A 12963-nucleotide genomic window follows, 5' to 3' on the forward strand; every position below is an offset into this window, starting at 1 on the left:
AAAACGCCGGCGTAGCCGGCGTCTGGCGACTCATTCGTTACTCAGCCTTTATTGTCCACTTTAGCGCGCGCTTCGTCACGCAGTTCTCGCCGCAAAATTTTCCCGACGTTGGATTTCGGCAGTTCGTCACGGAATTCCACCAGTTTCGGCACCTTATAGCCGGTCAAATGGCGTCGGCAGAACGTAATCAGCGCTTCTTCGGTTAACGCGGCATCTTTCTTCACCACGAAGATCTTCACCGCTTCGCCGCTGCTGCCGGACGGCACGCCGATGGCCGCCACCTCCAGCACGCCGCTGTGCTGCATGACCACATCTTCGATTTCATTCGGATAGACGTTAAAACCCGACACCAGGATCATATCTTTTTTCCGATCGACGATGCGCAGGAACCCCTCTTCATCCATCACCGCAATATCCCCGGTGTGCAGCCAGCCGTTCTTGATGATCTCATCCGTCGCGTCAGGTCGCTGCCAGTAGCCCAGCATCACCTGCGGCCCCTTGATACAGAGTTCGCCAGGCTGGCCCGGCGCCACTTCGTTATCGTCATCATCCACCAGTTTGGCTTCGGTGGAAGGCACCGGCAGACCAATGCTGCCGCTGTGGTAGTCGATATCGTGGGGGTTGACGCTGACCAGCGGCGAACACTCGGTCAGTCCGTAGCCCTCAAGCAGATATTGCCCGGTCAGTTTCACCCAGCGCTCAGCCACCGCCTGCTGCACCGGCATGCCGCCGCCGGCGGAGAGGTGCAGCGAGGAGAAATCAAGCTGCTGGAACTCTTTGTTGTTCAGCAAGGCGTTGAACAGGGTATTGACCCCGGTCATGGCGGTAAAGGGATATTTCGCCAGCTCCTTCACCAGTCCGGGTATGTCGCGCGGGTTGGTGATCAGCAGATTCTGCCCGCCCAGCTCGATAAACAGCAGGCAGTTCATGGTGAGGGCGAAAATGTGATACAGCGGCAGCGCGGTCACCACGAACTCTTTGCCGCGATGCAGCAGCGGGCCGTAGGTGGCATTGACCTGCTCGAGGTTGGCCAGCATGTTGCGATGGGTCAGCATCGCCCCTTTAGCCACCCCGGTAGTGCCCCCGGTGTACTGCAGAAACGCCAGATCTTCCGCTACGATCTCCGGCTTCACGTACTGCATGCGATAGCCGTGCTGCAGCGCGCTGCGAAACGAGATGGCATCCGGCAGATGGTACTTCGGCACCAGGCGCTTGATGTACTTAACCACAAAGTTCACCAGCGTGCCTTTGGCGGTAGAGAGCTGATCGCCCATGCGCGTCAGGATCACGTGTTTCACCTGGGTCTTCGCCACCACTTTTTCCAGGGTATGGGCAAAGTTGGAGACGATGACGATCGCCGCCGCGCCGCTGTCGTTGAGCTGATGCTCCAGTTCACGCGGGGTATATAAGGGGTTGACGTTGACCACGATCATCCCGGCGCGCAGGATGCCAAACAGGGCCACCGGATACTGCAGCAGGTTAGGCATCATCAGGGCCACCCGATCGCCCTTCTGTAACCCTAAGCCCTCCTGAAGGTAAGCGGCGAAGGCGCGACTGCGCTCTTCCAGCTTACGGTAGGTCATCACTTCACCCATATTGATAAACGCCGGTTGGTCGGCGTAACGGGTGGTGGCATGTTCAAACAGTTCAACCAGGGATTGATAGCGGTCAGGATTTATCTCCGCCGGAACATCTGCGGGATAACGGTTTAGCCAAACCTTTTTCACTGCATCACCTCTGAAATAGTTATTCGTCGTCATCACAGCCCCTGGGAAATACATTTTGTTAACATTATATTAACTCAGCGTACCAGTTTATTAATTAGGCAATGAGCAGGTTGCGAAGCGCGTCACTATTTTTTTTCTTATTCGACTGAAAACAAAGAAACAGCGGACTGGCCGCTGTTTCTTTGAACTAACAAAAACAACAAAATCATTCAGTTACAACGTTTCTTACCTCAGCAGGGCCGGGGTTGTACCATCCCCATCCGCCATAGCCGTACCCCCAGGGGCGGGGACCCAGCATCCACGGGTCGATGGGCTGCGGGGGCATCACCACCTGCTGCACCACGTTCCAGCGTTTGTAGCCGGTGGCGTTCATCAGCATAAATTTGTAGGGCGTGCTACCCACTTTGCCATCCACCACCCCGGCAATCGGACCGACCACGGTCACCAGCTGACCCCGGAAGTCCACCGGATCGAGGAAGCCGTTAACATCGGCAAAGATTCGCCCGCGCGAGGGTTCGCCCAGTTCCGGCCGCGCACCGCTGTCCAGCGGCACGGTAGCGATTTCTAAGCGGGTTTTACCCTGCTGGTTCTGCACGTTGACCACCTTGCCGCCAAAGCGCGCTTCCTGACCAACGTACAGCTGCGGGGCGTTCATCACCCGCACCAAATCCTGCTGCGGCGTGGGGCTGGTGCCTTTGATGGCATCCGGCACCGATACGCAGCCGCTCAGCGCAACGGCAACCGCCGCGGCCAGCAGCCAGCGAACGCCCTGTTTTTGACCCGCCATGATGCGACTCCTTTTCTCAGTCTTCTTGTTACTGAGATTCACTCGCGGCCCGGAAGTTTCTTCCACGCCACCTCGTTACGCAAATAAACCGGCTCCGCTTTCTCCACGGCCACGGTTTTCCCTGCCGCCAGCAGATAACGGGCTAACGGCAGCATATCCTCTGCCGCCGGCAGTTCGATTTCGCCGCTGCTTAAGGTCAGTCCGCTCTCTTTCGCCAGATCCGGCCACGCCTGCCAGCCGGTGCCGACGGTGGCCCATTCGCCGGAAAGCTGCGCCAGCCGTTCGGCCACCGCGTCCGGTTTGAGCACCGCTTCCGTCTCTTCGCCGTGCCAGACGCCCTGCTCGTCGCGCTGGTACTCAGCCCAGTAGACTTCACCCATCCTGGCGTCAATCGCCGCCAGCACGCGGGTGGCGCCGGTTTTGCGCCAGGCGCCTTGCGCCATGGTGGCCAGCGTGGAAACGCCGATCATCGGCAGCTCCGCGCCGAGCGCCAGCCCCTGGGCGATACCGATGCCGATACGCACGCCGGTAAAGCTGCCCGGGCCGCGGCCAAAGGCCAGCGCGTCCAGCTCGGTCAGGGTGGTGCCGCTCTCGGTGAGAACCTCCTGCACCAGCGGCAGGATACGTTGGGTGTGTTCGCGGGGACAAATTTCGAAATGAGCACTAAGGGTGCCATCATTCCACAGCGCCGCGGAGCAGGCCTCTGTGGCGGTATCGATAGCCAAAATTCGCATGGGTGGTCACGCTCTCGTTACATAGTTCAGGCCTTCAGGCAGCCTGTTTACCGGCAGACGGTCAATCCGTCGCCACACCGCCCGAAGTCTAGTGGGAACCGCTAATTAACAAAATGGCGCGCAGCTTAACACATTTTAGGGCGGATTACCTTGCCGGCGGCACGGCGAGGAAGCGCACCGCCCGGCGGATATCGCGGGTCCGCGGCGCGGGCGGCAGGCTGGCCAGGAACACCGCGCCGTAAGGGCGCATCACCAGCCGGTTGTCACAGATAACCAGCACCCCACGGTCGTCGATATCGCGGATCAGCCGGCCCACCCCCTGCTTGAGGGTGATCACCGCGTCCGGGAGCTGCACTTCATCGAACGGATCGCCGCCGCGTAGCCGGCAATCTTCCATCCGCGCTTTCAGCAGCGGGTCGTCCGGCGAGGTAAACGGCAGCTTATCGATGATCACCAGCGACAGCGCGTCTCCGCGCACATCGACCCCTTCCCAGAAGCTGCTGGTGGCCACCAGCAGGGCGTTGCCGGCGCTGACGAACTGCTGCAGCAGCTGGCCTTTACTGGTCTCGCCCTGCAGCAGCACCGGCAGGGTCATGGTGGCGCGGAACTGCTCCGCCAGATCGCGCATCATGGCGTGCGAAGTACACAGCATAAAGCAGCGACCGTCGTTAGCCTCGATCAGCGGTTTAAGCATGGCCGCCAGATGGCGCGCCGCGCCGGGCTGGTTCGGCAGCGGTAGATTACGCGGTACGCAGAGCAGCGCCTGATGCTGATAGTCAAAGGGGCTAGGCAGCAGCAGAGTCTGCGCCTCGTCGATTCCCAGCCGGGCGGTGAAGTGGTGTAGATCGTCATTTACCGACAGCGTCGCCGAGGTAAAGATCCAGCTTCCCGACTTCTGCGCCATCACCTCTTTAAACTTCTCGGCCACGGTCAACGGCGTCAGCGCAAGGGTAAAGTGGCGCGAGGTGCACTCATACCAGTAGCTGTAGCCCGGCTGATTGATCTCTTTCAGCCGCTTCAGACGCCCGCGATAAAGCGTGGCGCGCTCAAAGGCGGCGTCAAGCAGCGCCGAGCGCCCCAGCGAAAGTTTGGCGACGTCGTAACACAGTTCAAGAGCATCATCGAGCAGCAGCAGCGCCCGCTGAATGTGGCTGTCCGCCAGCAGCTCGCGCAGGTTGCCGCGGTAGCCCGGGTCCCCCAGCTGCAGGCGAAAATCCTGGGCGCTTTGCGCCAGGCGGTCGGCGCATTTTTGCAGCTGCTGGGTGTCTTTCAGTTCGGTGCGGTAGGCAATGGTGATGTCTTTCGCCAGATCCAGCAGCTGGCGGCTGGAGAGCGACTGGCCAAAGTACTGGCTGGCGATATCCGGCAGCTGATGGGCTTCGTCGAAAATCATCACCTCCGCCTCGGGGATCAGTTCGGCAAAGCCGCTCTCTTTGACCACCATATCGGCAAGAAACAGATGATGGTTGACCACCACCACGTCGGCGTCCATCGCTTTTTTACGCGCCTTCACCACGAAGCAATCTTTATACAGCGGACAGTCGCTGCCAAGGCAGTTATCGTTGGTGCTGGTGACCAGCGGCCAGGCCTGGGAATCTTCCGCCACGCTGGCGCAGGTGCTGATATCGCCATCCTGGGTTTGGTTCGACCAGGAGCGCAGGAGGATCACGTCGCTGAGGGTTTGCACCGGCAGATCGCCCCCCGCCAGCGCCTGCTGTTCCAGGCGTTCGAGGCACAGGTAGTTGGAGCGCCCTTTTAGCAGCGCCAGTTTGCCGGTGAATTTCAGCGCTGTGGCGACGGTGGGCAGATCGCGGCTGTAGAGCTGATCCTGCAGCGCTTTCGACCCGGTGGAGATAATCACCTTTTTTTTCGCCCGCAGCGCCGGCGCCAGGTAAGCGTAGGTTTTACCGGTTCCGGTCCCCGCTTCCACCACCAGCGGCCGGGAGGCCTCAATCGCTTCGCTGACCGCCACCGCCATCTGGCGCTGCGGCTCGCGCGGTTTAAATCCCGGTATGGCTTTGGCTAGCTGGCCGTCTGCTGCAAAATCGTCGATCACATTGCCCCCTGGTTATTTGGACAGTGATTATGTCAGGGAGGACGGCGTTTCGCCAGTCCGGGTAGTGACGCGAGCGGAACATTATGGCAGTCTTGCCGCTGCCGAATGGAATGCTCAAAGAGGAATGAGAAATGACAATTACGCGTATTGATGCCGAAGCCCGCTGGTCAGATGTAGTGATCCACAATCAGACCCTTTACTACACCGGCGTACCGGCGAATCTTGATGCCGATGCCTTCGAGCAGACCGCCAACACCCTGGCGCAGATTGACGCGGTGCTGGAAAAACAGGGCAGCGACAAGTCGCGTATTCTTGACGCCACTATTTTCCTTGCCGACAAAAGCGACTTTGCGGCGATGAATAAAGCCTGGGACGCCTGGGTGGTAGCCGGTCACGCCCCGGTGCGCTGCACGGTGGAAGCGACGCTGATGAACCCGCAATATAAAGTTGAGATCAAAATCATCGCCGCGGTGTAATTACTCGTCTTCGTCTTCATCTTCAAAGCGCGCGACGATTCGTTCGCCGGTATGCGTCGCGCGTAGCTCTTCCGCCACCAGGGCAATCGCCTGGCCGCTGCTCATCCCCTGGGCCATCAGTTCCTGGATACGTTCGACCGCTTTTTGCTGTTGCTCGTGGCTCAGCGAAGGTAAACCTGCAAACATCTTGTACTCCTGCTACATTGTGGGGCGTAATTATTTCACGCCGTCCCCGCCTACGCCAGAGGGACGGTAACGTTCAGGATCGAGAAAGATGTTGTCCCCCGCGATTATTACCCTGCCCTGGCGCCCGGATGCCGCCGAATACTATTTTACGCCGTTAAGCGCCACGCCCTGGGCGATGCTGCTGCATTCCGGCTTTGCCGACCATCCGCATAACCGTTTTGATATCCTGGTGGCGGCCCCGCGCGCCACGTTGCTGACGCGCGGTGAACAGACCTGGATCGATGACGGCGAGACCGTTTGTGTCTCGGCTGACGATCCGCTGCAACTGCTTCAGCAGCAGCTGGATCGTCAGCCGTTCACGCCGCAGCCCCATGAGGATCTGCCGTTTCTTGGCGGCGCGCTGGGGCTTTTCGGTTACGATCTGGGCCGCCGTTTTGAGCGACTTCCCGCTGCCGCGCAGGCCGATATCGCGCTGCCGGATATGGCGGTGGGGATTTATGACTGGGCGCTGATCGTCGACCATCAGCGCCAGCAGGTGTCGCTGCTCAGCTATGACGACCCGCAGCAGCGTCTGCAGTGGCTGGAGGCGCAAACGCCGGCGCCGGGTGAAACCTTCGCCCTGACCTCGGCCTGGCAGTCAAATATGAGCCGCCAGCAGTACGGCGAGAAATTTCGTCAGGTGCAGGCCTATCTGCGCAGCGGTGACTGCTATCAGGTCAACCTCGCCCAGCGTTTTCAGGCCCGCTACGTCGGGGATGAATGGCAGGCCTTCCGCCGGCTGAACGCCGCCAACCGCGCCCCCTTTAGCGCCTTCATCCGCCTTGCGGAAGGGGCGATTTTAAGCCTGTCGCCGGAGCGATTTATTCAGCTCCGCCAGGGTGAGATCCAGACGCGCCCGATTAAGGGCACCCTGCCGCGGCTCGATTCGCCGCTGGCGGATGCGCAGCAGGCGGAGAAGCTGGCTAACTCGCCGAAAGACCGCGCTGAGAATTTAATGATTGTCGACCTGATGCGCAACGACATCGGCCGCGTCGCCGTCCCGGGCAGCGTGCGGGTCCCCGAGCTGTTCGTGGTGGAGCCGTTCCCGGCGGTCCATCATCTGGTCAGCACCATCACCGCCCGCCTGCCGGCGACGCTTCATGCCAGCGATCTGCTGCGCGCCGCCTTCCCCGGAGGGTCGATCACCGGCGCGCCGAAGGTACGGGCGATGGAGATTATTGATGAACTGGAACCCCAGCGACGCAACGCCTGGTGCGGGAGCGTCGGCTATCTGAGCTATTGCGGCAATATGGATACCAGCATCACCATTCGCACCCTGACGGCCTGGCAGGGGCAACTGTATTGCTCCGCCGGAGGCGGTATCGTCGCGGACAGCGAGGAAGATGCGGAATATCAGGAAACTTTTGATAAAGTTAATCGTATCCTGCACCAACTGGAGAACTAGACCATGGCGGACCACGCCCTCAATCTGGATGATTTTCTGTCCCGCTTCCAGCTGCTGCGCCCTCAGCCTTCGCGCCATGCGCTCAATCAGCGGCAGGCGGCGGTACTGGTGCCGATCGTGCGCCGGCCGCAGCCTGGCCTGCTGCTGACCCAGCGCTCGCCGCTGCTGCGCAAGCACGCCGGCCAGGTCGCCTTTCCCGGCGGGGCGGTAGATAATACCGATGCGACCCTTATCGCCGCCGCTCTGCGCGAAGCCCAGGAAGAGGTGGCGATCCCGCCGGAGACGGTTGAGGTGATTGGCGTTCTGCCGCCGGTGGACAGCGTCACCGGCTTCCAGGTGACGCCGGTGGTGGGTATTATTCCGCCGGATCTGCACTATCACGCCAGCCAGGACGAAGTCTCCGCGGTATTTGAAATGCCGCTCGCCGAGGCCCTGCGCCTCGGGCGCTATCATCCGCTCGATATCCACCGCCGGGGCAACGACCACCGCGTCTGGCTCTCCTGGTACCAGCATTATTTTGTCTGGGGGATGACCGCCGGGATCATTCGCGAGCTGGCGCTGCAGATAGGCGCGCGCCCTTAGCTATACTGATTATGAGAGGGCGCTCTCACTATTAGTAAAATCGCGGTTATCCATTAGTTTAATTCATGTGAATAGTTGAACTGACAGGGCGCTTCCCTCTTACACTATGCGCAGTTATTACATCGTTACCGCACCCGCGGTAACCCTGTCAGGAGTATTATCGTGATTAGTCTATTCGACATGTTCAAGGTGGGGATTGGTCCCTCATCTTCCCACACTGTTGGCCCGATGAAGGCCGGTAAACAGTTCGTCGATGACCTGGTCGAAAAAGGATTGCTTAATGCAGTGACCCGCGTGGCGGTTGACGTCTACGGTTCGCTGTCATTAACCGGCAAAGGCCACCATACGGACATCGCCATTATCATGGGACTGGCGGGCAATCAGCCCGATACGGTCGATATAGACGCGATACCGGCATTTATCCGTGACGTCGAGACACGCGGCCGTCTGCTGCTGGCCAACGGTCAGCACGAAGTCGACTTCCCGGCGGATGACGGCATGCGTTTTCGCAGCGACAATCTGCCGCTGCACGAAAACGGCATGACCATTCATGCCTGGGCCGGCGAGAAAGAGATCTACTGCAAGACCTATTACTCGATTGGCGGCGGCTTTATCGTCGACGAAGAGCACTTCGGCAAAGAAAACGCCAACGAACTGCAGGTGCCCTACCCGTTTAAATCGGCGCAGGAAATGCTGGCCTACTGCAAAGAGACCGGCCTGTCGCTCTCCGGGATGGTAATGCAGAACGAGCTGGCGCTGCACAGCAAAAAAGAGATCGAGGACTATTTCGCTAATGTCTGGCAGACCATGCGCGCCTGTATCGACCGCGGCATGAACACCGAAGGCGTGCTGCCTGGCCCGCTGCGCGTGCCGCGTCGCGCCTCGGCGCTGCGTCGTCTGCTGGTGGCCAGCGATAAGCTCTCCAGCGATCCGATGAACGTCGTTGACTGGGTCAACATGTTCGCGCTGGCGGTCAATGAAGAGAACGCCGCCGGCGGTCGCGTGGTGACCGCGCCGACCAACGGCGCCTGCGGCATCGTTCCGGCGGTACTCGCCTATTACGATCACTTTATCGAATCCGTCAGCCCGGAGATCTATATCCGCTACTTTATGGCCTGCGGTGCGATCGGCGCGCTGTACAAGATGAATGCCTCCATTTCCGGCGCCGAAGTCGGCTGTCAGGGCGAAGTGGGCGTCGCCTGCTCGATGGCGGCGGCGGGTCTGGCTGAACTGCTCGGCGCCAGCCCGGAGCAGGTCTGCGTGGCGGCGGAGATCGGTATGGAACACAACCTCGGCCTGACCTGCGACCCGGTCGCCGGCCAGGTACAGGTGCCGTGCATAGAACGTAACGCCATCGCCTCCGTGAAAGCGATCAACGCCGCGCGGATGGCGATGCGCCGCACCAGCGAACCGCGCGTCTCGCTCGATAAAGTGATCGAGACCATGTACGAAACCGGCAAAGACATGAACGCCAAGTACCGCGAAACCTCGCGAGGCGGCCTGGCGATTAAAGTTCAGTGTGACTAACATGTTGGCTTTCGCCTGCCGCCTCCCGGGGCGCAGGCGCGGAGCGAGGGTAACTAAAAGCCCCTGCCTTCCTGATGCGCCCTCCGTGGCGCATTTTCTTTTTTCTATACCTGGCGATATTCTGCCACTACAATTGCTCTATTAAATAAGCCACGCTTAACCTCTCGTCCTGTCGACAGGGTGTCGCACATGCAGACTGCACAAAAAGTCATTACGGCCTATCGCCGCAAACGCATTATAGTCTGCCTGCTGGTCGCCCTGGTGACCCTGGGCGCCACCTTAGCCATTCGATTTATTTCGCAGCGTAGCGAAAATGAAGACTATATCCGCACGGCCGCCAGCCAGCGGGTGGCGGCGCTGAATAACATCCTGCGCCCGCTGAGCGCGGAGCGCACCACCCTGCTTCCTCTGGTGGGCAAACGCTGCCCGGATATCCATCTGACCCTGCGCAAAATGGCAGCCTCGTTGCAGACCGTTCGTTCCGTCGTCCTCGTGACGGACGGTATCGTTTACTGTTCGAGTATTTTCGGGCAACGGCAGGCGGATTTACACCAGCTGCAGCCCTCGCTGCCAGCCCCCCATCCCTTATTACTCTTTTCAACCGAAAAATCGCTGCTTAAAGGGACGCCGGTATTGATCCAGTGGTACCCCACCCCGGAAAGCGGCCAGGACGGCGTGATGTTGATTGTCAATATCGAGCTGCTGGGGACCTTAATTCTCAACGAAAAATCATCCCTGATAAGCGACGTCAGCCTGCAGGTTGGCGATCGTTATTTTAGCAGCCGCCATGGGCTTCTCGATAAAACGCATACCCCGCAGGGAACGGTGATTTATCGCCTACGCTCTGGCGAGTTTCCGTTTACCATCAACATCAACGGCCCTGGCGCCTCGACAATCGCCCTCGAAGAACTGCCCGGCGAGCTGCCGCTGGGGCTGATCTTCAGCCTGCTAATGACAGGCATCGCCTGGCTGGCCACCGCCGGAAGAATGAGCTTCTCGCGGGAGATAAGCCTCGGTATTTCCGCCCGGGAGTTTGCCCTCTGGTGCCAGCCGCTGCAGGATGCGCGCAGCGGCCGCTGCTGCGGGGTGGAGATCCTGCTGCGCTGGAACAACCCTCGCCGCGGAGCGATTTCGCCGGAGGTGTTTATTCCCATCGCCGAAGGGGACAATCTGATCATCCCCCTCACCCGCTACGTCATTGCCGAAACCGCCCGCCGTCTGGATGTTTTTCCCAGCGACCGCCAATTTCATATCGCCATTAACGTCGCTGCCCGCCACTTCGCCAACGGCTTACTGCTGCATGACCTGCATAATTACTGGTTCAGCATGAACCCGGTACAGCAGTTGGTGGTCGAGCTGACCGAACGCGATGTCCTGCAGGATGGCGACCAGCATATGGCCGAAGATCTGCACCTGAAAGGCGTACAGCTGGCGATCGATGACTTTGGCACCGGCAACAGTTCGCTCTCATGGCTGGAAAAACTGCGCCCGGACGTGCTGAAGATTGACCGCTCGTTTACCAGCTCGGTGGGGATAGACAGCGTCAATGCCACGGTGACCGATATCATTATCTCCCTCGCCAACCGGCTGAATATTATTACCGTTGCCGAAGGGGTGGAGACGCTGGAGCAGGAAAATTACCTCAGAAACCACGGCGTCGATGTGCTGCAGGGGTTTTATTATGCGCGGCCGATGCCAGTGGAGGCGTTCCCGGCGTGGCTGGCCAGTCAAGAGGCAACAGAATAACTCGCCGGCCCCCACGGGGACCGGCGCGCAGGACGATTACTCTTCTTCGTCGCTCGGCGGACGGGTGACCACCGCGCGAACCAGATCGACCCGGTAGTCATTCGCTTCCACCACGGTGAAATGCAGCGGCGGCAGCGACACCACGTCGCCAATGCGCGGGATATGGCCATTAGCGGAGATCACAAGACCGGCAACGGTGGCAATATCCTCATCGTCATTGATCAGCGGATCCAGCCCCAGCGCCTGCTGCAGCGCATGCAGGTCGGTCGACCCCTTAATAAGCCAGCCGTCGCCATCGATAACGATCTCCGGCGTCTCATCGGCGTCCGGGAATTCACCGGCGATCGCTTCCAGGACGTCCAGCGGCGTCACCAGCCCCTGCACCACGCCAAATTCATTGGTCACGATGACGAAACTGCCGCGCGCGCGACGCAGGACGCCGAGCAGATTGATCGGGTCCAGCGTTTCAGGCACCACAATCGCCGGAGAGGCGGAGGCCAGCGCCGCGACGTTTTCGCCCGACTCCAGGGCCACCAGCATCTCTTTCGCCCGCACGATGCCAATGATTTCGTCCAGTTCTCCGCGGCAGACCGGGAACAGACTGTGCGGCGACGAAAGCAGCTGACGGCGAATTTCATCTTCACTCTGCTCAGCGTCCACCCAGCTGATTTCCCCGCGCGGAGTCATGATGCTGCGCAGAGAGCGCTGAGCCAGCGTCAGCACGCCGTTAATCATGTAGCGCTCTTCTTCCGCAAAGGCGCCCTCCGGTACCGGCACCGACGCCGGGCTGTCGGCGTCGTGGTTGACGGAGGCCTGTTTACGGCCGCCCATCAGGCGCAGGATCGCATCCGCGGTACGGGCGCGCAGCGGCAGCGTCGACTGGTGACGTACAAAGTTGCGGCGCGCCACCTGGTTAAAGAACTCAATGATGATCGAGAAACCGATCGCCGCGTACAGGTACCCTTTCGGAATATGGAAGCCAAACCCTTCCGCCACCAGGCTCAGGCCGATCATCAACAGGAAGCTCAGACAGAGCACCACCACCGTCGGGTGCTGGTTGACAAAGCGCGTCAACGGCTTCGACGCCAGCAGCATCATAATCATCGCGATCACGACCGCCGCCATCATCACCGGCAGATGGTTCACCATCCCGACCGCGGTGATCACCGCATCCAGAGAGAAGACAGCATCCAGCACCACGATCTGCAGTACCACTACCCAGAAACTGGCATAGCCTTTCCCGTGACCGGCGTCATGCTGGCGGTTTTCCAGCCGTTCATGCAGCTCGGTTGTCGCCTTGAACAGCAAGAAGATCCCGCCGAGCAGCATGATGAGGTCACGCCCGGAAAAGGAGAAATCGGCGATAGTAATCAGCGGCTTAGTCAGCGTCACCATCCAGGAGATCACCGACAGCAGCCCCAGGCGCATCACCAGCGCCAGCGACAGGCCGATCAGTCGCGCTTTATCACGCTGCTTCGGCGGCAGCTTGTCCGCCAGGATGGCAATAAACACCAGGTTATCGATACCGAGCACAATTTCCAGAACGATAAGCGTCAACAGGCCGGCCCAGATTGAGGGATCCATTAACAATTCCATGTGCGACTCCGGTTAGCGGCAACGTCAGTCATCGCCATGTCATGCACGGACGCGACAATAGATGCTGAGAGATAAGCGTGATGCGTGGAGGTGGCAACCAGG

Annotated in this window: 11 protein-coding genes; 5 read left to right on the forward strand and 6 right to left on the reverse strand. The window is 60.0% G+C overall.

All coding sequences use genetic code 11. The features are described from left to right. Window positions 1–41: 41 nt before the first annotated feature. The 4 genes from fadD to ABLU95_RS01125 form a co-directional block, all read right to left on the reverse strand. A complete protein-coding gene (gene fadD, locus ABLU95_RS01110; RefSeq protein WP_085551111.1) occupies window positions 42–1727 on the reverse strand; it encodes a long-chain-fatty-acid--CoA ligase FadD in 1686 nt (561 codons plus the stop codon). A gap of 205 nt (window positions 1728–1932) precedes the next feature. After that, on the reverse strand, window positions 1933–2514 hold the full coding sequence (locus tag ABLU95_RS01115; protein ID WP_032453356.1) for a Slp family lipoprotein: 582 nt from the start codon (window positions 2512–2514) through the stop codon (window positions 1933–1935). A gap of 38 nt (window positions 2515–2552) precedes the next feature. Then, the gene (tsaB, locus tag ABLU95_RS01120; protein ID WP_218810811.1) at window positions 2553–3248 is read right to left on the reverse strand and encodes a tRNA (adenosine(37)-N6)-threonylcarbamoyltransferase complex dimerization subunit type 1 TsaB; all 696 of its coding nucleotides are present in this window, start codon (window positions 3246–3248) and stop codon (window positions 2553–2555) included. A gap of 145 nt (window positions 3249–3393) precedes the next feature. After that, on the reverse strand, window positions 3394–5304 hold the full coding sequence (locus ABLU95_RS01125; protein WP_348878629.1) for an ATP-dependent DNA helicase: 1911 nt from the start codon (window positions 5302–5304) through the stop codon (window positions 3394–3396). A gap of 131 nt (window positions 5305–5435) precedes the next feature. Here ABLU95_RS01125 and ABLU95_RS01130 point away from each other — a divergent pair, with 131 nt between their 5' ends. Further along, a complete protein-coding gene (locus ABLU95_RS01130; RefSeq protein ID WP_002910910.1) occupies window positions 5436–5780 on the forward strand; it encodes a RidA family protein in 345 nt (114 codons plus the stop codon). Here the strand turns inward: ABLU95_RS01130 and ABLU95_RS01135 are convergent, their stop codons facing one another. Continuing rightward, entirely contained in the window at window positions 5781–5966 is a 186-nt protein-coding gene (locus ABLU95_RS01135) for a YoaH family protein (RefSeq protein ID WP_004203339.1), read from the reverse strand. It abuts the gene before it with no gap. Window positions 5967–6054: 88 nt separating this feature from the next. Here ABLU95_RS01135 and pabB point away from each other — a divergent pair, with 88 nt between their 5' ends. The 4 genes from pabB (at window position 6055) to ABLU95_RS01155 (ending at window position 11265) form a co-directional block, all read left to right on the forward strand. Then, a complete protein-coding gene (gene pabB, locus ABLU95_RS01140; RefSeq protein WP_086075449.1) occupies window positions 6055–7410 on the forward strand; it encodes an aminodeoxychorismate synthase component 1 in 1356 nt (451 codons plus the stop codon). Between the two features lie 3 nt (window positions 7411–7413). Next, the gene (locus ABLU95_RS01145; RefSeq protein ID WP_023290215.1) at window positions 7414–7992 is read left to right on the forward strand and encodes a CoA pyrophosphatase; all 579 of its coding nucleotides are present in this window, start codon (window positions 7414–7416) and stop codon (window positions 7990–7992) included. Window positions 7993–8154: 162 nt separating this feature from the next. Further along, a complete protein-coding gene (sdaA, locus tag ABLU95_RS01150; protein WP_004203344.1) occupies window positions 8155–9519 on the forward strand; it encodes an L-serine ammonia-lyase in 1365 nt (454 codons plus the stop codon). Between the two features lie 189 nt (window positions 9520–9708). Beyond that, complete coding sequence (locus ABLU95_RS01155) at window positions 9709–11265, forward strand: EAL domain-containing protein (RefSeq protein ID WP_348878630.1); 1557 nt, start codon at window positions 9709–9711, stop codon at window positions 11263–11265. Window positions 11266–11301: 36 nt separating this feature from the next. Here ABLU95_RS01155 and yoaE read toward each other — a convergent pair whose 3' ends face one another. Continuing rightward, window positions 11302–12861 (reverse strand): CNNM family cation transport protein YoaE, encoded by a 1560-nt coding sequence (yoaE, locus tag ABLU95_RS01160; protein ID WP_023290217.1) that lies wholly within the window; start codon window positions 12859–12861, stop codon window positions 11302–11304. Between the last annotated feature and the right edge of the window lie 102 nt (window positions 12862–12963).

It is taken from the genome of Klebsiella sp. GG_Kp146 (assembly GCF_040061975.1).
Taxonomy (GTDB): Bacteria; Pseudomonadota; Gammaproteobacteria; order Enterobacterales; family Enterobacteriaceae; genus Klebsiella; species Klebsiella quasipneumoniae.